26 protein-coding genes are annotated in these 21,419 nt (G+C 38.2%); 12 read left to right on the top strand and 14 right to left on the bottom strand.

Annotated features, from left to right (window positions below):
* Positions 1-2 precede the first annotated feature (2 nt).
* From hisS to F933_RS11775, 13 genes are all read right to left on the bottom strand, one after another.
* Positions 3-1,295, bottom strand: a complete 1,293-nt coding sequence (gene hisS, locus F933_RS11835; protein ID WP_005061431.1) for a histidine--tRNA ligase — start codon at positions 1,293-1,295, stop codon at positions 3-5.
* Positions 1,292-2,407 carry a flavodoxin-dependent (E)-4-hydroxy-3-methylbut-2-enyl-diphosphate synthase gene (gene ispG / locus F933_RS11830; RefSeq protein ID WP_005061430.1) on the bottom strand — a complete coding sequence of 372 codons (1,116 nt, stop codon included), beginning with the start codon at positions 2,405-2,407 and terminating at the stop codon, positions 1,292-1,294. Before ispG ends, hisS begins: the two co-directional genes overlap by 4 nt.
* A gap of 22 nt (positions 2,408-2,429) precedes the next feature.
* On the bottom strand, positions 2,430-3,221 hold the full coding sequence (locus F933_RS11825; RefSeq protein ID WP_005061429.1) for a helix-turn-helix domain-containing protein: 792 nt from the start codon (positions 3,219-3,221) through the stop codon (positions 2,430-2,432).
* Positions 3,212-4,006, bottom strand: a complete 795-nt coding sequence (gene pilW, locus F933_RS11820; RefSeq protein ID WP_378236433.1) for a type IV pilus biogenesis/stability protein PilW — start codon at positions 4,004-4,006, stop codon at positions 3,212-3,214. The genes F933_RS11825 and pilW overlap by 10 nt, the downstream gene beginning before the upstream one ends.
* Before the next feature lie 23 nt (positions 4,007-4,029).
* Positions 4,030-5,265: a dual-specificity RNA methyltransferase RlmN gene (gene rlmN / locus F933_RS11815; RefSeq protein ID WP_005061427.1), complete on the bottom strand. Its 1,236-nt coding sequence runs from the start codon at positions 5,263-5,265 to the stop codon at positions 4,030-4,032.
* A gap of 122 nt (positions 5,266-5,387) precedes the next feature.
* Entirely contained in the window at positions 5,388-5,819 is a 432-nt protein-coding gene (ndk, locus tag F933_RS11810) for a nucleoside-diphosphate kinase (RefSeq protein ID WP_005056009.1), read from the bottom strand.
* A gap of 108 nt (positions 5,820-5,927) precedes the next feature.
* Complete coding sequence (gene iscX, locus F933_RS11805; RefSeq protein ID WP_005056012.1) at positions 5,928-6,128, bottom strand: Fe-S cluster assembly protein IscX; 201 nt, start codon at positions 6,126-6,128, stop codon at positions 5,928-5,930.
* Between the two features lie 94 nt (positions 6,129-6,222).
* The gene (locus tag F933_RS11800) at positions 6,223-6,774 is read right to left on the bottom strand and encodes a phosphatase PAP2 family protein (protein ID WP_005056014.1); all 552 of its coding nucleotides are present in this window, start codon (positions 6,772-6,774) and stop codon (positions 6,223-6,225) included.
* 25 nt (positions 6,775-6,799) lie between these two features.
* Entirely contained in the window at positions 6,800-8,086 is a 1,287-nt protein-coding gene (locus F933_RS11795) for a glycosyltransferase family 4 protein (protein WP_005061425.1), read from the bottom strand.
* 149 nt (positions 8,087-8,235) lie between these two features.
* Positions 8,236-9,075: a symmetrical bis(5'-nucleosyl)-tetraphosphatase gene (locus tag F933_RS11790; RefSeq protein ID WP_005061423.1), complete on the bottom strand. Its 840-nt coding sequence runs from the start codon at positions 9,073-9,075 to the stop codon at positions 8,236-8,238.
* On the bottom strand, positions 9,075-9,887 hold the full coding sequence (gene rsmA / locus F933_RS11785; RefSeq protein WP_005061420.1) for a 16S rRNA (adenine(1518)-N(6)/adenine(1519)-N(6))-dimethyltransferase RsmA: 813 nt from the start codon (positions 9,885-9,887) through the stop codon (positions 9,075-9,077). The genes F933_RS11790 and rsmA overlap by 1 nt, the downstream gene beginning before the upstream one ends.
* Before the next feature lie 32 nt (positions 9,888-9,919).
* Positions 9,920-10,888 carry a 4-hydroxythreonine-4-phosphate dehydrogenase PdxA gene (gene pdxA, locus F933_RS11780; protein WP_005061418.1) on the bottom strand — a complete coding sequence of 323 codons (969 nt, stop codon included), beginning with the start codon at positions 10,886-10,888 and terminating at the stop codon, positions 9,920-9,922.
* Between the two features lie 276 nt (positions 10,889-11,164).
* Positions 11,165-11,806: a hypothetical protein gene (locus tag F933_RS11775; protein ID WP_005061416.1), complete on the bottom strand. Its 642-nt coding sequence runs from the start codon at positions 11,804-11,806 to the stop codon at positions 11,165-11,167.
* A 266-nt stretch (positions 11,807-12,072) separates the two neighbouring features.
* On the opposite strand from F933_RS11775, the gene rplM reads away from it, so the two are divergent.
* Both rplM and rpsI read left to right on the top strand, forming a co-directional pair.
* A complete protein-coding gene (gene rplM / locus F933_RS11770) occupies positions 12,073-12,501 on the top strand; it encodes a 50S ribosomal protein L13 (protein WP_005056027.1) in 429 nt (142 codons plus the stop codon).
* Between the two features lie 12 nt (positions 12,502-12,513).
* Complete coding sequence (gene rpsI, locus F933_RS11765) at positions 12,514-12,900, top strand: 30S ribosomal protein S9 (RefSeq protein ID WP_004652544.1); 387 nt, start codon at positions 12,514-12,516, stop codon at positions 12,898-12,900.
* Between the two features lie 64 nt (positions 12,901-12,964).
* Here the strand turns inward: rpsI and F933_RS11760 are convergent, their stop codons facing one another.
* Positions 12,965-13,363 (bottom strand): hypothetical protein, encoded by a 399-nt coding sequence (locus tag F933_RS11760; RefSeq protein WP_005061414.1) that lies wholly within the window; start codon positions 13,361-13,363, stop codon positions 12,965-12,967.
* 127 nt (positions 13,364-13,490) lie between these two features.
* Between F933_RS11760 and F933_RS11755 the strand changes: the two genes are divergently transcribed.
* The 10 genes from F933_RS11755 (at position 13,491) to F933_RS11710 (ending at position 21,401) form a co-directional block, all read left to right on the top strand.
* Entirely contained in the window at positions 13,491-14,150 is a 660-nt protein-coding gene (locus F933_RS11755; protein ID WP_005061412.1) for a glutathione S-transferase N-terminal domain-containing protein, read from the top strand.
* Positions 14,151-14,164: 14 nt separating this feature from the next.
* On the top strand, positions 14,165-14,590 hold the full coding sequence (locus tag F933_RS11750) for a ClpXP protease specificity-enhancing factor (protein ID WP_005056033.1): 426 nt from the start codon (positions 14,165-14,167) through the stop codon (positions 14,588-14,590).
* A 19-nt stretch (positions 14,591-14,609) separates the two neighbouring features.
* Entirely contained in the window at positions 14,610-15,272 is a 663-nt protein-coding gene (locus F933_RS11745) for a hypothetical protein (RefSeq protein WP_005061409.1), read from the top strand.
* 381 nt (positions 15,273-15,653) lie between these two features.
* Positions 15,654-16,013, top strand: coding sequence for a roadblock/LC7 domain-containing protein (locus F933_RS11740; protein WP_005056037.1), 360 nt, complete (start codon positions 15,654-15,656; stop codon positions 16,011-16,013).
* Between the two features lie 163 nt (positions 16,014-16,176).
* A complete protein-coding gene (locus tag F933_RS11735) occupies positions 16,177-17,145 on the top strand; it encodes a hypothetical protein (protein WP_005061408.1) in 969 nt (322 codons plus the stop codon).
* A gap of 8 nt (positions 17,146-17,153) precedes the next feature.
* Positions 17,154-17,696, top strand: a complete 543-nt coding sequence (locus F933_RS11730; protein WP_005061406.1) for a GTP-binding protein — start codon at positions 17,154-17,156, stop codon at positions 17,694-17,696.
* 22 nt (positions 17,697-17,718) lie between these two features.
* Positions 17,719-18,138, top strand: coding sequence for a roadblock/LC7 domain-containing protein (locus tag F933_RS11725; RefSeq protein ID WP_005056043.1), 420 nt, complete (start codon positions 17,719-17,721; stop codon positions 18,136-18,138).
* A gap of 348 nt (positions 18,139-18,486) precedes the next feature.
* Positions 18,487-19,827: a sphingomyelin phosphodiesterase gene (locus tag F933_RS11720; RefSeq protein ID WP_005061403.1), complete on the top strand. Its 1,341-nt coding sequence runs from the start codon at positions 18,487-18,489 to the stop codon at positions 19,825-19,827.
* Between the two features lie 19 nt (positions 19,828-19,846).
* The gene (locus F933_RS11715; RefSeq protein ID WP_005061400.1) at positions 19,847-20,776 is read left to right on the top strand and encodes a lipase secretion chaperone; all 930 of its coding nucleotides are present in this window, start codon (positions 19,847-19,849) and stop codon (positions 20,774-20,776) included.
* A 157-nt stretch (positions 20,777-20,933) separates the two neighbouring features.
* Entirely contained in the window at positions 20,934-21,401 is a 468-nt protein-coding gene (locus F933_RS11710; RefSeq protein WP_005061398.1) for a hypothetical protein, read from the top strand.
* Positions 21,402-21,419 lie beyond the last annotated feature (18 nt).

Here is a 21,419-nt window from a genome sequence, read left to right as displayed (position 1 = left end):
ATTTATTGTTTAAATTTTTCGATCAAGAACTCAGTTAGCTCGTTTAAACTGACCTGTGATTGCTCAGCCGTGGCAAGCTCTTTAACTAAAAGCTGTTGAGATTCCCATTCACGCTCACCCAAAATCACCGCAAAAACAGCACCTGATTGATCAGCCTTTTTCATCTGGCTTTTCATGCTGCCTTGTGAACCTGTTTTAAGACGAATGGAACTATTTGCAGCTTCTAATTGATCTCGGATTTGCTCAGCGAAAACCAAAGCTTTAGCTTGATATGCAGGTTCAGCCAATAAAAACACTTCGCAATCACGAACAGGTTTAACTTGCTCAACTTGCTCAAGTAATAACAGCAAACGCTCCATTCCCATCGCAAAGCCAACAGCAGGCACAGATTGATCCGCTTTACCTTTGAGCTGACCGACTAAACCGTCATAACGACCACCCGCACAAACCGTACCTTGCGAGCCCAACATAGTGGTTGTCCATTCAAAAACGGTTTTGTTGTAATAATCGAGCCCACGTACCAGCTTTTGATTAATTACAAACTCAACACCAGCATCTGTAAGGTATTGCTGTAATTGCTGGAAGTGATTGATTGAGTCTTCTTTTAAGAAATCATGCAGCTTCGGCGCATTTTCTAAAATCTTTTGCGTTGATTCAACCTTAGAATCTAAAATACGTAATGGATTTGTGGTTAAACGACGTTGCGAATCTTCATCTAATGCATCTTTATGCTGGTTTAAAAATTCAACCAGTGCTGCTCGATATTCTGTTCGCTCATCTGTTTCGCCTAAAGTATTCAACTCTAAACGTACATTTGCAGCCACACCCATACGCTTCCATAAGCGTGCGGTCATTAAAATAATTTCAGCATCAATATCAGGTGTTGCAACCCCAAAAGTTTCCACACCAAATTGATGAAATTGGCGGTAACGACCTTTTTGTGGTTTTTCATAACGGAACATCGGTCCTACATACCAAACACGAGGTGTAGCACCACGAAGTAAGTTATGTTCCAACATCGCACGCACACAACCTGCCGTTCCTTCAGGACGTAAAGTTAAAGACTCTGGCGGCGTTCCTTTATCGAAAAAGGTATACATTTCCTTTTCAACAATATCGGTCGCATCGCCAATGGCACGTTTGAATAAACCCGTTTGCTCAACAATCGGTAAACGAATTTGTTGATAACCATAAGCATCCATTAGTGATGCAAGTTGTTGTTCCAGACTTCTCCAAGCCGCAGTTTGCGTTGGAAGGATGTCATTAAACCCTTTAATAGCGACAATTGAACTCATGATGAACTACGAATAATTTCTTTAGATTTTGCTTCTTCAAGCTCTTGAACACGTTGACGAACCATTGTTTCAATTTCATCAACCAACTGATTTGTGTCAATTAAATGACTTTTTTCACCATTGCGATAGACCAGTGAACGCGGCGATGCGCCAACAATTCCAATATCAGCTTCTTTCGCCTCACCAGGACCATTCACTTTACAACCAATCACCGATAAGTCCATTGGCGTACGAATATCCTCTAAACGCTCTTCTAATGCTTGCATCACTTGAATCACATTAAATTCTTGACGTGAACAACTTGGACAAGCAATAAAGTTGATTCCATTCGAGCGTAAGCCCAACGATTTTAAAATATCAAAACCGATTTTAATTTCATCTTCAGGCTCAGCAGCAAGCGAAATACGCATGGTATCGCCAACACCTTCCATCAATAAGCCACCTAAAGCAATCGCAGATTTTACGGTACCTGTGCGATAAATCCCTGCTTCAGTTACACCTAAATGTAATGGATTATCAATTTGCTGGGATAATAAACGATATGCATCCATCGTTAAAAATACATTCGATGCTTTTACGCTGACTTTGAACTCTTGAAAATCTAAGCGATCTAAAATATCAATATGACGCATTGCCGACTCAAGCAAAGCCTGCCCTGTCGGTTCACCATACTTCACTTGTAAATCTTTTTCCAAAGAGCCTGCATTTACTCCAATACGAATCGAAATACCATGATGTTTTGCCGCAGCAACCACTTCACGTACTTTCTGATCAGAACCAATATTACCTGGGTTAATTCGCAAACAATCTGCACCATAATCTGCAACAGCTAAAGCAATACGATGATCAAAATGAATATCTGCAACTAATGGTACTGAAACACGTTTACGAATTGCACCGAACGCTTCTGCTGCTTCCATTGAAGGAACAGAAACACGCATAATATCTGCACCTGCATCTGCACAACGCTGAATTTGCGCGACAGTCGCATCGACATCACATGTTTCAGTATTCGTCATACTTTGCACACTAATCGGGGCATCACCACCGACATACACCGAGCCAACACGAATTTTACGTGTCGGGCGGCGTTTAATTGGATTCACAATCATCGTATAGCTCTACTCTTTGGCATTAACGAGACAAACGGAATTCTGCTTTACCATTGACCGTATAAGGTGACAATGGAATTTGCTCTTGATTCAGATTCAATGTAACTGCTGTCGCATCATCTAAACGAATTTGGAATGGTGATTCACCAGACAAAGTTAGTGTAGAAGCCTGACGACCTGTTGCCAATACCTTTCCAGTTGCATCAACAATATGCACTGAGGTTGGACGACTAAAATTTAAGACCAATTGATCACCCGATGTTGCTACCGTATTCCCCATTGGGAGAATTTCAACATCAGAGTTGTTGATTTTAGGTATATCAGTTTCATCTTTTTGACCTGATGTCCATTTTTGCACAGCCATTACAGCCAACCATGCCAATAATGCAACAACAGCCAAAATAGCAATGCGCTTTAACCATTTACGGTTTCTTACACTTTTCGAACCTGATAATTTCCCCATCGTCTTGATTGGAGAATTACTTAAAGCATGATTAGCTTTAAGCCCAGTATCATTTGCATAAATTTCATCAAAGCGTTGAATGATCGCACTCGCATCCGCATTTAAACATTTTGCATACGCACGATAATAACCTTTAATAAAAGTTGCTTCTGGCAATGATTTATAATCATCTTGCTCTAATGCTGTCAAAGTTTTGACAGGCATATTCAAAACGTTTGCAATCTCTTCAAGTTCTTTCTTTTGTGCAATACGAATTTGACGCAAATACTCACCAGGTCGTTGAATATTTCCTAACGTTGACGTTGGCGAGGTTGAGCCAGTTGGCTGATGTGAATTTGGATTTATTTCCATACGGCCTCAGTACTGTACTGTAATTGCAAATAACGTTGATATTCTGGACTATCAGGAAATAAAGCACGCAACTGGTTGACTAACACTTGCATTCCTAATTGATCCGCATTTGCTCGAGCAATGCGTATACCAATCCAAAGTGCACGTGCACCTTGGTTTTTCTGCCCCACACTACGAACATATTGTTCATAGAGTTGTGATGCATCTCTATTATTTTGTTGCAAATAGAAAATTTCAGACAACTCTAACATTGAAATCGTTGCATTTCGATTTGCTTGTAGCGCTTGTTTGAATGATTTTTCAGCATTCGCAACATCACCTAATCTCAAATAGATTCGCCCTAAGTTTTCCAACGATTGAAAGCGTTGGTCATAACCCAAGGTTGCACCTGCACGGGTAAATTGCTCAATCGCATCATTATAACGTTGCAATTGATACAAATATGTACCGTAATTATTACGAGCTTGTGCATTATCAGGTTCAGAGGAAATCGCGCGCTTAAAATAAGCATCCGCTTTATCCATATTGGTCTTACTGCCTTCTTGTTGCAGCAAGATTCCCATCATCATATTTGCGTTTGCATCACGCGAATCAATACTTAAAGCTTGATCAAGCGAACGTTTAGCTGAATCTAAATCACGTGTACGAATATATTCCGCTGCAAGTTGTGTACGAACTTGTACTGCCTTTTCTGGGTCTTTTTTTAATGCAGTAGATTGGCAAGCTGTTAAGCCGAATACGGTAAACAAAACAGCAGTTGCTATAAGCTTATGTGATTGATTGATATTCAACGCGTTATCCCCAAGTTTTATCCTTGTGTGCGCAAAATTTCCTGTTGTTGCGCCACTTTCTTTTTCCACTGTTCTGCACGACGTGTACGATCAGCAACCTGTCCTACCAATTGACCACACGCAGCATCAATATCATCGCCACGTGTCTGACGAATCGTACACACAAATCCAGCATCAGACAAAGTTTTTTGGAAAGCGATAATGCGGTTTCGGCTCGAACGTCCATAAGGCGCGTGAGGAAAAGGATTAAACGGAATTAAGTTAATTTTACTTGGTAAGTTTTTCAATAACTTTAATAACTGTTGCGCGTGTTCAGGTTTATCATTCACTCCATCCAACATCACGTATTCAATCGTGACATGACGGCGTGAACTTTCATTACCATCTTTTGCCAAATAACGCTGACAAGCAGCAATCAATTGTTGTAATGGATATTTTTTATTGATTGGAACCAATTCATTACGAAGTTCATCATTCGGTGCATGTAGCGAAATTGCCAAAGCAACATCAATATCTTGTGCGAGTTGGTCAATCTTCGGTACAACACCAGAGGTCGATAAAGTTACACGACGTTTCGACATGCCATATGCAAAATCATCTAGCATGAGTTGCATAGAACTAAGCACAGCATCGTAATTAAGTAATGGCTCACCCATCCCCATCATCACCACATTGGTCACTGTACGCTCACGCTCAGCGACTGGCACATCTTCCATATAGGAATAATTTGCCATCCAAAGTTGCCCAATGATCTCTGCTGGTGATAAATCTCGTTGAAAACCTTGTTTACCTGTCGAGCAGAATGAACAATCCAATGCACATCCCACTTGAGAAGAAATGCATAAGGTTTTTCGCGCACCCGTTTTGTCTTCCGCTGGAATGAGTACAGTTTCAACTAAAGAGCCTTCGCCATCACCTACACGGAACACCCATTTACGAGTTCCATCTTTTGAATAATTACGGTGTACAACTTCTGGTGCTTTAATTTCACAAATTTTTTCTAATTTTTCACGCAATTTTCCTGAGATATTACTCATCTCGGCAAAATCGGTGACAAAAAATTGGTGCATCCATTTCATCACTTGACCAGCGCGAAATTTCTTTTCACCTAAATCTTCAAAGAATTTTTCTAACTCAGGACGTGACATGCCCAGTAAATTTACTTTCTTATCGACAGATTGAACCACAGGTGTAGAAACAGACTGTTGTTTTTCATCTAAATTTTCTGATGAAACGACCACTGCAGAACTCATGTATATTTACCTAAACAATATCAACGCTAGATTTTACTGCGCATTATTTACGCAACTTTAATCTATAAAAAATAAAAAACCAGATAAGTAGTATACCACTTATCTGGCTTGAATACTTTGGATTAACGAGTGCGTGGGCAGATCTCGTTATCAGCAAAGAAGTAAGCGATTTCACGCTCAGCTGAAGCAACTGAGTCAGAACCGTGAGCAGCATTTTCATCGATGCTTACAGCGAAGTCAGCACGGATCGTACCAGGAGCAGCTTCTTTCGGGTTTGTAGCACCTAAAATTTCACGGTGAGCAAGTACTGCATTTTCACCTTCAAGAGCTGAAACAACAACTGGACCAGAAGTCATAAATGCAACTAAATCGCCAAAGAAACCACGTTCTTTATGTTCAGCATAAAAACCTTCAGCATCAGCTTGAGAAAGGTGTTTCATTTTAGTTGCAACAATTTTTAAACCCGCTTTTTCAAAACGAGCAAAAATTTCACCAATGTGGTTCTTAGAAACTGCATCTGGTTTTACGATAGATAAAGTACGTTCAATCGCCATGATTGACTCCTATTATGGTTTAAACTAAAAAAATTTGCCGCATTATACCGATGTCATCGGTAATAAGCAGCTTGAATCTGTAAAACTTATGTCTTTTCTGACGAATTTTTAACGAACTTCATCTAACCACGCCATTTGGATGGCCTCCAACAAGCCTTCAGTCGATTTTGTTGGGTCATCATTAAAGTCAGGTAATGCACACACCCAAGCGTGTAAATCGGTAAATCGAATCCATTGAGGGTCTACATCGGGATGCGCTTCAGTAAGTTCAATCGCAATATCAATCGTATCTGTCCAACGTAAGCCCATATTAATACCTATATATAAAGATCTTATTGAGCGTACTTTAGCAAATCGTAAGCTTTAAGAAATAGTACTGTAGCTAAATTATAGTGAATCTTTTTTACAGTAGAATATTAAAGCTTGGCGCCAGCAAGATAATACCACTTGCAACAGATGCCCCGATTACCGCACCAACAATCACATCACTTGGATAATGCAAGCCTAGAATCATACGTGAAAGTGCCACAAGCACTGTAAACGGTAACATCAAGATAAGTAAAAGGGGTTGAATATAACCGAGCGTGATTGTCACCATCACTGCATGTAACGTATGTCCTGAAGGAAAACTAAAGTGATCCAAAGGACGCTCACCTAAGACGATGACTTGATGAACTTGATAGGGTCTTGGTCGTGTGGTTTTGTGTTTTAAAAATTTATAAATGAGTGTTCCAACTGATCCCGCAACAAGCAAATATAAGATTTGCAAACCGTAAGTCAGACCTTGTACCGCTAATACGGTCAATAACATGACGTACCAAAACGGTCCATCACCTAAACGACTAATCGTTTTAAAAAATAAGGCAATGCGTTGAGACTGGGAGAGATGATTGAGGTATACACACCCTTTTAAATCGAGGTCGAGCATTTTTATTTTTGCATTTTGAAATTTCATACTTTTTCTCCTTTCTGAGGATACTTTAGGTAGAGTTCATAACTGATTCCTTCGCTACCTGATAAAGTGCTTGTTCTAATTGTTGTACAGGAAATTGCCAACTGGTCTCTTGTACACTTTCACTTGCAAGCAAACCCATTTGTCTTAATTGCGGGAGAGCAGGCAAATCACAAATAGATTGGATTAAATCGGCAGTTTGCCCAAGAGGACTTAACCAGCCCGTGACATCATGTTTTACATGCTGATGTGCACAGACATAATCGTAAGCGACCACTGGCAACCCACTGGCAATCGCTTCGAGTACTACGTTACCAAAGGTGTCGGCTTGACTGGCGAAAGCAAAAACATCTGCGCTTGCATAGGCAGCAGAAAGTTCTTTACCACTCAAACTTCCTGTAAAGATGACATCTTTTGAAGTCGTCAATTTGCCGAGACGCGCACGATCAGGTCCATCACCTACAATCACAAATTTAGTATTGGCACCTTGCTGTGCTTGCCAAGCATGGAAACTTTTAATTAACACATCGACTTCTTTTTCTGGTGATAAACGCCCGACGTACAACATCACACGGGTATCAGTATCAACACCCCATTGTTGACGGAGTTGTTGTGACCGATGTTTAGGTGAAAACTTACTCGTATCCACGCCCCTTCCTACCACAACTAATGGACAGGTCACGCCAAATCCACGTAGTGCTTGTTCTGTATATTGGCTCGGCACACAAGTCACATCGGTACTGTTATGAAACCAAGTTAAATAACGCTGAATCGGTTTGACTAAAAAAGCCAAATCAAAAAATCGACTAAAATCTTGAAAAGCCGAATGAAAACCACTCGAAACTGCTATTTTCTTTGATTTTGCAGCTTGTAACGCAGTTAAACCCAATGGCCCTTCAGTCACAATATGCACTACATCGGGAGAAAATTTCTCAAATGCTTTGGAAACTTTGAGATATTGCGGCCAACCGAACTGAACACTTGGATATTTAGGAATCGGCTGAGACATTACTAAACATTCTTGTTCTGGATGAAATTCGGTACAAACTGCTTTTTGTATAGGTCGTACTAATAAAATCTTATGTCCAAGTCTCTGTAAGCCTTGGCATAACTGCATCATCGACAGTGCAACACCATTAATTTCTGGTGGCCATGTCTCAGTGACAATTGCAATTCTTAGGCGCGGACGAACAAGATCACGAAGCTGAGATAGTTCATCTTGTTTGTTTTGGAGTTGTTTCCTTTTAAAGTAAAATTTAAAATTTTCTGGAAACTGTTCTTGCTTTAATTGAGATGTCGCGTATGTACTTTGCATATCGCCACTCATTTGTGTCGTTATTTTCATGCTTTAAGCTTATAAATATTATTTGACACTTTAATGATCAGTTTATGACAGTTTTTTTACAATCATAATTAAAAAATGCCCATTTATGGAAAAAAAGGGCATCAAGAAAAGTTAAATCATCAACTTAAAGGATTATCCACAGCAAAAATTTGCTGATCTTCTAAGCGTAGAGCCACAAGCTGCTGCCCCCAAACACAGCCACCATCAACATTTTGAATTTGAGAGCTAATGGTTTTACCCTGCAAAGCCGCCCAATGTCCAAAAATCAATTGATGGGTTTGTGCTGCTTGGCTTTCAAACTCAAACCAAGGTTTGAATCCATTAGGCATAGGTGCATCAAGCGCATCTTTAAAATCAAATTCCAAACGCCCTTCTGCATCGGTTAAACGCATCCGCGTGAGATAATTAGTAATACAACGCAAACGCGCTACGCCCTTTAAATCATCCAACCATAGATCAGGTTGCTCACCATACATTTCTGTAAGGAATGCATCTAATACTGATAAATCGTCATGTCCGACCGCATCTTGTACCTCTTTCGCCAATGCGATGGTTTTCTCAGCCGACCAAATACAGGGCACGCCAGCATGGGTAATCAAGGTGTACTCATTTGGACAGATACTTAAAGGTTGTTTACGCAACCAATCAATCAATTCATCGCCATCAATCGCATCAATAATCTCTTGTGTACGATCTTTATCTTTGACTTTTTTAAAACCACGCGCACAAGCAATTAGCGTTAGATCATGATTGCCTAATACAGTTGCGGCAGCACCACGATCCGCTAGCTTTTTTACAAACCGTAATACACCAACCGAGTTTTCACCACGAGCAACTAAGTCACCAGCAAACCATAAAAAGTCTTGGTCAGGATCAAAACGAATTTCTTTTAGCAACGTTTTCAGTGCTTCAAAACAGCCTTGCACATCACCAATGACATAATTATAGCGCTTAGACATCAAGCCACCATCTGATCAGAAAGGGCAACAAAATCAGCCAAATTCAGCGTTTCTGGACGAGCCATCGGATCGACACCTGCATTTTCAAAACCATCTTCAACTAACATACCTTTCAAGCTATTGCGCAAGGTCTTACGACGTTGGGTAAACACGTGCCCAACCAGACGTGCCAAAGCTTTCTCATTTTTTGCCACAATCGGTTTAATTGCGTAAGGCTCTAAACGAAAAACCGCTGAAGTCACTTTAGGTGGTGGATTAAACGATCCCGGTGGCACTTCAAACAAAAATGTAGGTTTGCAATAATACTGAATCATCACCGATAAACGCCCATACTCTTTGGTATTCGGTACAGCAGTGATGCGATCAACCACTTCTTTTTGCAACATGAAGTGCATATCTTTGACTTTGTCACCAAATTCTAAGAGATGGAACAGTAACGGCGTTGAAATGTTATAAGGCAAATTACCAACAACACGTAGCGGTCGATCCTCTTGAAATAATTCAGTGAAATCATATTTCAACGCATCAGCTTCAATGATTGTGAGACGCTCAGGATGCGGCACACGCCCTGGCAAACCTGCGGCTAAATCTCGGTCAAGCTCAACTACAGTCAGAGCATCACACTCACCGATTAATGGTGATGTAAGCGCTGCCAAACCAGGACCAATTTCAACAATATTTTCGCCTGTACGTGGATTTACAGAACGTACAATTTTGGCAATCACACGTTGATCATGTAAAAAGTTTTGACCAAAACGTTTTCGAGACTGATGCCCTTCATCTTTAGGGTTTAGGGCATTAATTTGATACATAATAATTCCAACGTGAATAATTTACTGGCTCATCATTGACGAGCTAAATCAAGTGCTAAATCCACTGCAACATGCAAACTTGATGCTTTTGCCTGTCCAGTGCCTGCAAGAGAAAGTGCCGTACCATGATCGACAGAGGTTCGAATAAATGGTAAGCCTAATGTAATGTTTACTGCTTCACCAAAGCCTTGTGATTTTAACACAGGTAGACCTTGATCGTGATACATCGCTAAAACTGCATCTGCATTGCTTAAATTTTCAGGAGTAAATAAGGTATCTGCGGGTAAGCTTAAGCTCATCTCAATGCCTTGTGCTCGATAGGTTTCTAACACTGGATTAATCACATCAATTTCTTCGCGACCTAAATAACCATCTTCACCTGCATGCGGATTTAAACCACAAACTAAAATACGAGGTTCTGTGATTTTAAATTTTGTTTTCAAATCGTGAATTAGAATATCAATCACTTGGTGTAGACGCTCTTTTGTAATTGCATTAGGCACGTCGCGTAAAGGTAAGTGCGTCGTCACCAAGGCAACACGCAAACTTTTCGTTGCTAACATCATAACCACACGATCAATACCTGCAAACTCTTGGTAATATTCCGTATGCCCACTAAATGCAATGCCTGCCTCATTAATAATCGATTTTTGCACAGGTGCAGTTGCAACACCGACACTTTGACCTGACATCGCATAATCAGCTGAACGACGTAATTGTTCTAATACATAAGCTGCATTCGCACAATCTAATTGCCCTAAGGCAACAGAATGGGCTAAAGGCACATGCTCAACAAAAAGTTGTCCAGAAACACTCGTTTTTTGTTGTCCTTGATACGGAATAAGCTCAACGTTCATACCCAATTGGTCAGCACGTTGTTTTAGTAATTCTAAATCCGCCAAAATAACAATAGGACGCTCATCGATACGCTTAGCCAAACTAAGACAAATATCAGGTCCAATTCCAGCAGGTTCACCTGAAGTGACGTATAGGGGCAACATAAATGATTATTCCCATTGGTTTCTAGTCAATAGTTTACCCAAAGAATCTATTTCTGCCTCTTTTATTTTACGAATTGGGTTGATGAAAATTATAAAGATGTAGAAAGCCGAATGTATAAAATAAAACCTCGAACAGTCAGATGCCTACATTAAGAAATGCTATGAATTATAATTACTATGACGGACTCTAGCCTAACTCGCTAATTTTCGAAGTAAAGGAACTACAACTTCAAAATCAAGAACATTCATCTAAAACCCGACCATCAATTAACTACTTTAATTCTTATCAGCAGAAGTTGATGTTTTTGGAAGGTTTTGCGGCACTAAATTTGAGGGAACAAACTCAACTTTTCGCGTCCAAGGGTTGATTTTAGGTTGAACCTTTTTCTCAGGCTGAGCCACAACTATAACTTCTTCTTTTTTCTCAATCATTGCAACTGCACTTGCTGCTTTTTCAACAAAAGGATTTGCGACATCTTTCTTTTCCATAACCTGAACTTGTTGCGTTGGTTGGACTTCTTTCTTTTCAGTTGTCGGTATATTGCTAGCAGCTGTCGTTATTGGTCGTGTATAAGGTGCGGCAATTGCGCCTTGTTTCACAACTGTCTGGGTTGCTGGCTGAGGAGCAGGTTGGGCTATTGTATTCGCAGGCTGAACTTGTGTATTCGTTTGATCAAGCGGAATTTCAATCGGTTTCATTTGTGCTGTCACCGCCATCGCAGGATCAACGTGATCATCACCTCGGCTTTCCAATACTTCCAACTTACGGCTGGTCCCTTCTTTCGGTTTAAACTCAGAATAATTGGTAACACTGGTATTATCTACCCATTTATATAAGCGTCGTGCATTTGTTTGCGTAGAACAAACAGCTATTAAAAAGCTAACTACAACTATTTTTGTAGAAAACGACAACTTCATCAAATTCCCCAAGAGAAGAGGTAAATACTTCTATTTATTTCAATCAATTAATACAAAATAATAGGTTAAATACCTAAGCCACTCAAGCCAAAAAATGTAGCGTCTAATAAAGGTCGGTATAGTTACCAAATCGGTCACATTCGCACAAATTATGTTGTAAGGAATGATTTTTTCTTGTGTGAATTTTCAAACTAATGTAGAATTCGGTCTCCTTTTGTTTGGACAGATTTCACCGTCCAAACCAACTATAATAGGTAGTGGTTTAAATGAAAACTCTCAGCGCTAAGCCAGCTGAAGTTCAACATGACTGGTATGTTGTTGATGCTTCTGGCAAAACTTTAGGTCGCCTTGCGACTGAAATCGCTCGTCGTTTACGCGGTAAGCACAAAACTTCTTATACTCCTCACGTTGACACTGGTGATTACATCGTTGTTATCAATGCTGAGCAAGTTCAAGTGACTGGTAAAAAAGCGCTTGATAAAAAATATTATCGCCATACTGGTTTCCCTGGTGGTATCCGTGAGACTAACTTCGAGAAGTTAATTGCTCACAAACCTGAAGCTGTTTTAGAAAAAGCAGTTAAAGGTATGTTACCAAAAGGTCCTCTTGGTTATGCAATGATCAAAAAAATGAAAGTGTACGCTGGTACTGAGCATCCTCATACTGCTCAACAGCCACAAGTTTTGGACATCTAAGGGATACAGCACATGGCTACTAATTATGGTACAGGTCGCCGTAAGACCGCAACTGCACGTGTTTTCTTGTCAGCTGGTACTGGTAAACTCGTAATCAACAACCGTACACTTGAGCAATATTTCGGTCGTGAAACTGCTCGTATGGTTGTGCGTCAGCCTTTAGAGCTTTTAGAAGTTACTGAAAAATTTGACCTTTATATCACTGTTAAAGGTGGTGGTATCGGTGGTCAAGCTGGTGCAATTCGTCACGGTATTACTCGTGCGTTGATCGCTTCTGACGAAACTTTAAAACCTGCTCTTCGTCAAGCTGGTTTCGTTACTCGTGATGCTCGTGAAGTTGAACGTAAGAAACTTGGTTTACGTAAAGCTCGTAAACGTCCTCAATTCTCTAAACGTTAATCGTTTTACGAATTGGACAAAAAACCTCGGATTTATCCGAGGTTTTTTTATTGCCTAATTTTCATTACTTCTTTTTAGAACAATCCATCACCGCATCACTTAAGCCATCAGCAGCAACTGATTCAGTCACTGTGCATCCATTTTCTTGATAAGTTCGAGTATTCTTAGAAAATTGGTGATCTTTTGGGATCGGCGCATTACAAAGCTGATCAGTTTTTTCATTGATCATCTGAATTGGTCCATCATTGTAAATCGTCACTTTACAGCCTTTGACCACATACTGACTTTTTATTCCCCCATAAGGTGAGCTGTCCTGATCAGCGTCCCCAGCAATCGTAACATCTGTAGCTGCATCGCTCTCTCGTAAAGAGCCAACACTCAATTGATTCGAGACAGCAGGTGAGCTGCTACAACCACCCAACAATGCCGTACTAAAGATTGCAGCAAAGTAATATTGCTTCATACTATTTATCTCTCTTTGAACTTATTGGATCACAAATCTATTCTGTAACAATCATATTGTTCAGCTTTAAGTGCTTTCCAACGTTAATTTTAGTATTCTAAACAGTCAATCATAATTTTTTGGACTTATGTCTTTAGAAAATCCCCCAACCCCTGTTCAAGGCATTACGCTTTATAGTCATGCAGATGATTTCCGCTCACATTGGATTCGTTTTTTACTTGCTGAAAAACAAATCAAATACCAACTGATTATTACTGACCATGAAGATGAGGATTTAGCCGATCTTAATCCTTATAATCAACTACCAATGTTGATTGAACAAAACTTAAAACTATTTTCAAGTAATGTCATCGCTGAATATTTAGATGATCGTTATCGTCAAAATAAGCTATATGCAGATGCACCTATGGCGAGAGCCGAACAACGTCAATATATTTGGAGATTTGAGCAAGACTGGTTTAAGCTTGCCGATCAAATGCTTAGACACTCTGATAGCTTAGATTTAAAGCAAAAGCAAAAAGCTCAAAAAGAACTGAGAGATACTCTCATTTCGCTCACACCCTTATTTCAACACTTTCCTTTTTTCATGTCAGAAACATTTTCTATTTTAGATTGTATGTTAGCACCTATTTTCATACGCCTAAAAAGCATGGGAATTGATCTTCCGCAACAACACTGCCGCCCTATTTTCTTGTATTGTCATCGTATCTTTAACCGACCATCTTTTATTAAATCAATGACAGCACAAGAAAAAAACAGCTACAATGAATTAATTTCAATGATTTAGTTAGTTTATACATTATGTCTGAGCAAACGACCTTCACACCCACTCGCCCCTATCTTGCTCGTGCCATTTATGAATGGATTTGCGACAACCAACTTACGCCCTATTTACTGGTTGACGCAACTCAACCTTACACTGAAGTGCCTCAGCAATTTGTAAAAGATGGACAAATTGTATTAAATCTTGCACCACATGCAGTTCATCAACTTCAGATGAGTAATGAGTCGATTAGTTTTTCTGCAAGATTTGGTGGTGTATCTAAAGATATTTATATTCCTATCAGTGCGGTATTAGGAATTTATGCAAGAGAGAATGGTCAAGGTCTATTTTTTGAACCAAGTGAATATGCAGATGTTCACGTTGAAGCAAATACAAGCGAAACTGAAACACAACAAGAAGCAAAACCAAGTAAGAAAAAGCCTTCTTTAAGAATTTTAGATTAAAAAAATGAGGATATGACCCATGGCATTTGATTTAGTGCAATATTTTTCTGAACAAATCAAAATTCAGAAACCGCAGCTTTTCAATAAATACTCAACCAAAGAGAAAATTAATTTTATTGATGAAGTAAATGTCCTTTCTCTAGGACAACTGATTAGCTTATGGAAACGAAATCCTCAAAAACTTTATCAAGAAATTAAAGCATCTGATCCACTTTATGTGCAAGAAGTTGCTCGCCACCTCACCACCTCTAAATCTAACCAATCGAAGCTAAGTGCTACGGAACTTGAGTCTAGTATTTCTGAAGTCATCACTTTACAATTTACTGAATTAAATCAATTAGATCAAACTGGAAGCTTTGGTCAAACAGGCATGGGTGAATTGCTTATCGGGCAGATCGAACATCTTTCAGGTCAAGCAGAAGATTGGGTATGGTCCACCAATCAACTCATCGAACTGATTGGTTCAAAACCAATCGAGCAACCTGAAACGTCTTTAGAAGTCACGATGCAAGAATTCAATCAGCTGGTACATCAGCAAGCTCAACCTCTTCAGCATACAACTGATGATGATCAACAGCAAAGCATCACTCCACCCTCTTGGTCGTACATAATTTCGCCAATTATCGCATTGGTCATTCTAATATTTTTATATTGTTCATATAGTCAACTTATTGCGGGATAATATTTAAATAATGATAAAGAAGGATTTTTATTCTTCTTTATCATAAACTTAAGAAAATTTTAAATTTATTAAACAATAATTTTACAGATTTTAATCAATATAATTTACATTTATTTACAATCAAATAATATTAATCATATCAAAAATTAATGCCAATCACATCACACTAAAATAAAAATATTATCCTTATTTAATATTTTAATTTGTTTTATTGACAAAAATTGTCAATTATTTTCATTCCTGTGATTTTAATAATTTAAAAGTATTATTGATTTAATAAAAGACTTTCCTATAATGATATTAACTGCTTTTGAAAACTAATCTAAACAAAAGTAGCCAATATAAATTCATAAACAAAGATGCATTAGTAGAGATAATATCATGGCTAAAATTTCATTAGAAAGCTTAACAAATATTGATGGTTTCGTTGCAGCGGCATTAGTAGACACAGAAAGTGGTTTAGCGTTAGCAACTCAAGGTGGGGGCGGAATTGATTTAGAATTAGCTGCAGCAGGTAATACCGAAGTTGTTCGAGCAAAACGCCGTGTTGCAAACTCTTTAAAATTAAATGATGATATTGAAGATATTTTAATCACTCTCGGCAAGGCATACCACCTAATTCGTCCACTCGAAAGCAATGGCAATCTATTCCTTTATTTGGTATTGGATCGCTCTAAGTCAAACCTAGCAATGTCTCGCCATGAACTCAAAACATTTGAGAAAGAGTTAGACTTTGCTTAACCAGCACAGGTAAGACTTCTAATATATTAGGCTTTATGTATTTATTTTAATTTTATTTATAAAATAAATAAAGTTAAAATAATGCAAGAGCCTATTATTAGTCTTTATTATTTTAGACTAATTTTGTGCAGTCCAATATTTTATAAAATATTAAAGTGATACTATGAATGGACATTGCATTAATATCGCAATTTCAGGTATAAGTTTAAAAGTTTCAGATGAATTAAAAATAGAACTTAGAAAAACAATACCGAATGAATTTGGCATTAATTGGATTAATATTGCCGATCCTAATATAGACTTGTTATTAATAAATGAAAATTTTTTTGATACTGAAGGTATCCAACGTATTATAGAAACAAAGCAACTACCTTGTTTAAAAGTATCTAAAGGACAAGGTGCGTGCAATATCGAAGAAAACAATACACTTTATCTACCATTTCAACAAACAGATGCTTTAAAAAATTGGATTCAACTTAGACTTTTAAGTTATCTCACTCAACAACAATCACAGCAGCCCAAAGTAGAAATCCAATCGACACACAATGCCGTGAATGCAAAGTTTTTAAATGAGATGTTAAATCCAGAAAATGCGCGGCTTCATCTATTTGATGACCATGGTACTTTGGCCGTCATTGATACACGCAGCCAAATTGCATGGTTGGAACCTACACGCACGATTACGCAAACCAATTATAGTTTTAATTATGAGTTTGCGACTACTTTCGATTTTACAAAAGTCTCTCGTAAGATCGAATACGACTTACAAGATTGGTTATGGAATCTTTTTTGGCATTCACTTGAGTTTCAAAAGTTAGCACCAAACGAAAATGAATATTACAAAATTGAGTACTGGCCTCAACCGACTCAAAGCACAGATCGAAAAATTACACTTTTACTCTCTGCATGTTTTATACAAGGAGCTCAACTCTCACAAGTAGCAACACAATTGAAACTTCCTATTGAAACGGTTCAACAATTTATTTCAGCCTGCATTATTTCCAATAACGGAGGCATTATTTCTGCATCAGAAAGCCATTATTTAAAAACACAGGCGACTGAGCAGACTGCTGAACAACAAGGTTTTTTAAATAAATTTTTCGGCAAGATTAGACGTCGATTTGGGCTTTAAGGATTTTTATGATTCTTCAACAATATAAAATTGTATTTGCTGGCAGTATGGGTGCAGGTAAGACGGAAGCGATTAGATCACTTTCTGAAGTTCCTGTCCTTGCTACTGAAGCCTTTAATACAGATAGCCAAGCCCATAATAAAATGCAAACAACTGTTGGTATTGATTATGGCGAAATTACATTAGATGACGGTGCCAAAATTGGACTTTACGGAACACCAGGTCAAGCACGCTTTGATTTTATTTGGCCTGTGATTTGTCAGGGTGCTCTTGGTGCAATTATTTTGGTCGATCACAATAGCAAAGTTGCACTTGAAGAGCTGGAAGGATATTTAGATACATTTAAAGATTATACAAAAAATATCTCGATTGGTATCACTCATATTGATGAAAACAAAGCCCAATCTACTTCGATTTATCGTGATTGGCTGATTCAAAATGAATATCAATATCCATTGTTTTTTATCGATGCGCGCAAACAAGAACATATTTTACTTATGGTTGAATCGCTGATTGCAGCCTTAGAAGTAAATTTACGAGCAACAAATTAATCACTTTATAAAGAGAAGAATTATGTTCAGTATTCCAAGCCAACAACGTACCGCGCCAAAAGAACTGATTCATTTGGCAAAAGCTCAAGCAAGCGAAATATTAACCAATATTCGTGGTATTGATTACATCATGCTTTGCTCGACAGATGGATTTGAGCTTGCTTCTATTTATAAAAAGAACCCTTATAACAGCACTAAGTTAGCTGCCGTGAGTAGTTCAATTTTAGCGATGGTGAGTGCTTTCCTGAATGAGATTCAACTCACTGGTTGTCAAAGTATTACCTTTGATGCAGAGAATGGCAAAGCCATTTTAACGTCGATACCCGCCCCTCATCATCCAATGGTCATGGTGACATTAAGTAATAAAGATGTCCTGTTAGGGCAACTTCTATATAGCCTAAAGCAAGCAAGTGCAGCAATTGTAGATGCTGACCAAGCCTAAACTAATCTCTTTACTAAAAAACTGATAGGTGTCACCACCTATCAGTTTTTTTATTTCTATCGTTTTATATGTTACTTTTCAATTTTCGTTTATGAATATGAACTATTTCGATAATTAACCATTTTTTTATCACATCATTATAAGTTTTTTCACGTACAAACAATTTCCTCTTAACATATTGTTTTTAATAGATCAGATGAATGACATTAAATTTAAATGATTTAGCAATATTTTTTCATTATTATAGTTTTCGAACAAACATCAATCAAAAAATTTTCATTAATGAATAATTACAACCTTTCTTGATTGGCTTTTGTTCATGAATAATTAAGCACTATGGAGATAAAAATGAAGCTGAATAGCTTAAAACTAGGCGCAGGGGTGGCGTTATTGATAGGCGGCTTTGCCAGTCAAAATGCACTAGCAGATTCTTATGTATTTGTAACCAATACAACACCGCAGACTGTATCTATTCAGGTTAACCAAACAGGTAGCCAAATATTACAGCAAGGTAATCAATGGGCACAAGAAGCCACACAAATCGGTCCGTATGAAACCAAACGTGTATTACGGATGAATCGTTACTCAGGAATAAAATCTGGACAAACCTATAATTTTGATACGATCGTCAGTAGCGGTGGTTCACAAGTTACCTTAAAACAAACGATGACTGGCACTTGGACTGGCAGTAATATTAAACATGGTATTCAAACTGCGACCACAACTTCTCCTTGGTATTCAGATCGCAGTGTCTATCGATTAAATACGAACTATGGCGGTTTAGCAGCTCAAGCTGCTGTAAAAGCAGAATATACGGGTGGATATGATGATTTCCACTACACCATTCATCAAAATACAGTTCAAGAACCAGTTTCAAGTAGTGCTGATGAATTAAAAGTACTGACTTATAATATCTATGCTTTGCCTATGGTCGCGAGCAAGATCAGTGAACGCTTGGCTGAACTGCCAAATCACGTAAAAGGTTATGATGTAATTTTGATGCAAGAAGTCTTTGCTTCATCCCGTACAGGTATGTTGAATCAATTAGCTCAACAATATCCGTATCAAACACATATTCCAGTGGGATCAGGTTATAACTTATTTGATAGTGGTTTAGTGATTGTTAGTCGCTATCCAATTGTGAAAACAGCACAAATGATTTATCCAGACTGCACAGGCACAGATTGTTTTGCAGATAAAGGGGTCTTATATGCTGAAATCATTAAAAATGGTAAAGCCTATCATGTAACTTCAACGCATACCGCATCATTTGATACAACTGAAGCACGTGCTTTACGTCAGGTTCAATTTCAGCAAATTCGTCAGTTGGTCAATCAACAAAATATTCCAAATTTTGATGCTGTCTTGATGGGCGGTGATTTTAATGTAAATAAATTCTTATGGCCGCAAGACTATCAAGATATGTTAAACAACCTGAACGCAACCGCACCGATAAGCACTGGCTACACCGCTTCGACTTTTGATCCTCGTGTGAACAAACTCGCTGGTGCAGCAGGTTCAGGTGGAACAACGGTTGAATATTTAGATTATGTGGTTTCTTCTAATACACATCGTCAACCTATTCAATCTCGTAACGATGTCCGTATTTTACGTTCTGCAGCTGATCCTGTTTTTATGACTTGGGATTTATCTGATCATTTCCCTGTGATGGGTCAATTTAACTACTAACAGATAAGTAGATGAAAATATGAATAAAAGACTATTGCTAACAATTATTATTGTTTTAGTGGTCTTGGTCAGTATTGTGGTTTGGAAGAGCACTGCCTCTTCCGCTGCAATCCAACAGTCCAAAACTACGGCACAATCTAACAACTCATCCGTAAATGCTAGTGATGAAACAATGCAAGATAAGAATAAAGAAGAGCTTTTACAAGAATCCCTTTCCAAACAACTTAAGTTGCTGCAACAACAACCAGGTAATATCACTCAATTTTTGAATGAATTCAATGCGAATTGTCATGTTGAAGATTGCAATGCAGCTTTGGCAAAAGCCTTAGCCAATTACCCTGACCAAGCCTTTGCCCGTTTAGTAGAAAATCTATTAAAACACTTGCCGCAATATGAACAAAAGATGCAAAGTATGGTGCTATCCACATCATTATCGCCTAAGGAACGTTTTGATGCGATTTGGAAACTCAGAGAAAGTACCTTAGGACAAAAAGAAGCGACACTTGGATTTGGCGATGAACGTCACTATGCAGATTATCGTTTTGCTTATAATGATTTAGCTAAAGATAACAATCTAAGTGCAGAACAACGTTTAAAAGCCTTTGAAGAACTGCAACGTCAATACCCAACGATGATTGAGCAAGACAGTAAACTTGGACATTATGAACAAGCGATTCAACTGCTCAATCAAAGCTCAAATAACCCTGCTGAAATTGCACGCTTAAAACAAAAATTACAGCAGCAATATTTAACTGAGCAAGAGCGACAAGAGATTCAACAACGTGATCAACGTGAAGTTCAACAGCAGCAACAAGCCAATCAATATCAACAAGCTGTTAAGCAGCTCCAGCAAGAGATGCAACCACTCAAATCACAAATATCCGAAACAGAATGGCAACAGCAATATCAACAACGTTTGGAAAGCTTACGTCTCAAGATGTTTTCTTAAATGATAGAGTCATCAATATCTCTGGTATAGATGACTCAAATCCTTAATTTTTAATTAGCATCCTTCACTTAGTCTCAATTCCAACCATAACGAACTCATAAGTGATAAAATCAGTTTATGAATAACTTAAATAAAAAGATTGATAGGAATCAATGGAATGAATTACCCAAAATTTCAACATGACTTAAATACTGCGCTTGAATCTGAAATTTTAGGTGAATTAGTTTTTCTGAATGCAGCAAAGCATACCCGCTCGACTGAGCAACAATATAAATGGAATGTTTTGGCTCAATTAGAAACTCAAACTTTACATAAGTTACAACAGTTTCTGATTCAAAATGGTCATACCGCAAAGATACGACCACATATCAAATTACAAGCTAAAGCATCAGGGATTGCGATGGCAAAACTTCCGTGGAAAGTTGCGATGCATTTACTTAAACAAGGTACCAAACCTTTTATGGAAACATTTGAGCGAATGAATCAACATGCCGATGCTCAAACCCAAACTTTTCTGCAATATTTATTGGCACATGAACAGGCTTTAGCAGAGTTTGCAACACAAGAATTAAAGGGAAATTCAGAAAGCTCACTCGTTGCTGTAGAAAAATTATTAAAAAGCTAGGTCTAACCTAGCTTTTTA

This window comes from Acinetobacter beijerinckii CIP 110307 (assembly GCF_000369005.1).
Classification (GTDB): Bacteria; Pseudomonadota; Gammaproteobacteria; order Pseudomonadales; family Moraxellaceae; genus Acinetobacter; species Acinetobacter beijerinckii.
Note: the sequence above shows the minus strand (reverse complement) of the source record. Positions and strands in the feature narration are given on the sequence as shown.

Coding starts and splice junctions, on each gene's coding strand:
- F933_RS11735 (WP_005061408.1), top strand. CDS start 16,177: ATGAATGGACATTGCATTAATATCGCAATTTCAGGTATAAGTTTAAAA.
- F933_RS11755 (WP_005061412.1), top strand. CDS start 13,491: ATGTCTTTAGAAAATCCCCCAACCCCTGTTCAAGGCATTACGCTTTAT.
- F933_RS11715 (WP_005061400.1), top strand. CDS start 19,847: ATGAATAAAAGACTATTGCTAACAATTATTATTGTTTTAGTGGTCTTG.
- pdxA (WP_005061418.1), bottom strand. CDS start 10,888: ATGTTGCCCCTATACGTCACTTCAGGTGAACCTGCTGGAATTGGACCT.
- iscX (WP_005056012.1), bottom strand. CDS start 6,128: ATGGGCTTACGTTGGACAGATACGATTGATATTGCGATTGAACTTACT.
- ndk (WP_005056009.1), bottom strand. CDS start 5,819: ATGGCGATTGAACGTACTTTATCTATCGTAAAACCAGATGCAGTTTCT.
- F933_RS11790 (WP_005061423.1), bottom strand. CDS start 9,075: ATGTCTAAGCGCTATAATTATGTCATTGGTGATGTGCAAGGCTGTTTT.
- F933_RS11745 (WP_005061409.1), top strand. CDS start 14,610: ATGGCATTTGATTTAGTGCAATATTTTTCTGAACAAATCAAAATTCAG.
- ispG (WP_005061430.1), bottom strand. CDS start 2,407: ATGATTGTGAATCCAATTAAACGCCGCCCGACACGTAAAATTCGTGTT.
- rplM (WP_005056027.1), top strand. CDS start 12,073: ATGAAAACTCTCAGCGCTAAGCCAGCTGAAGTTCAACATGACTGGTAT.
- hisS (WP_005061431.1), bottom strand. CDS start 1,295: ATGAGTTCAATTGTCGCTATTAAAGGGTTTAATGACATCCTTCCAACG.
- F933_RS11775 (WP_005061416.1), bottom strand. CDS start 11,806: ATGAAGTTGTCGTTTTCTACAAAAATAGTTGTAGTTAGCTTTTTAATA.
- F933_RS11800 (WP_005056014.1), bottom strand. CDS start 6,774: ATGAAATTTCAAAATGCAAAAATAAAAATGCTCGACCTCGATTTAAAA.
- F933_RS11795 (WP_005061425.1), bottom strand. CDS start 8,086: ATGCAAAGTACATACGCGACATCTCAATTAAAGCAAGAACAGTTTCCA.
- F933_RS11720 (WP_005061403.1), top strand. CDS start 18,487: ATGAAGCTGAATAGCTTAAAACTAGGCGCAGGGGTGGCGTTATTGATA.
- F933_RS11730 (WP_005061406.1), top strand. CDS start 17,154: ATGATTCTTCAACAATATAAAATTGTATTTGCTGGCAGTATGGGTGCA.
- F933_RS11740 (WP_005056037.1), top strand. CDS start 15,654: ATGGCTAAAATTTCATTAGAAAGCTTAACAAATATTGATGGTTTCGTT.
- rsmA (WP_005061420.1), bottom strand. CDS start 9,887: ATGTATCAAATTAATGCCCTAAACCCTAAAGATGAAGGGCATCAGTCT.
- rpsI (WP_004652544.1), top strand. CDS start 12,514: ATGGCTACTAATTATGGTACAGGTCGCCGTAAGACCGCAACTGCACGT.
- rlmN (WP_005061427.1), bottom strand. CDS start 5,265: ATGAGTTCTGCAGTGGTCGTTTCATCAGAAAATTTAGATGAAAAACAA.
- F933_RS11760 (WP_005061414.1), bottom strand. CDS start 13,363: ATGAAGCAATATTACTTTGCTGCAATCTTTAGTACGGCATTGTTGGGT.
- F933_RS11710 (WP_005061398.1), top strand. CDS start 20,934: ATGAATTACCCAAAATTTCAACATGACTTAAATACTGCGCTTGAATCT.
- F933_RS11725 (WP_005056043.1), top strand. CDS start 17,719: ATGTTCAGTATTCCAAGCCAACAACGTACCGCGCCAAAAGAACTGATT.
- F933_RS11825 (WP_005061429.1), bottom strand. CDS start 3,221: ATGGAAATAAATCCAAATTCACATCAGCCAACTGGCTCAACCTCGCCA.
- F933_RS11750 (WP_005056033.1), top strand. CDS start 14,165: ATGTCTGAGCAAACGACCTTCACACCCACTCGCCCCTATCTTGCTCGT.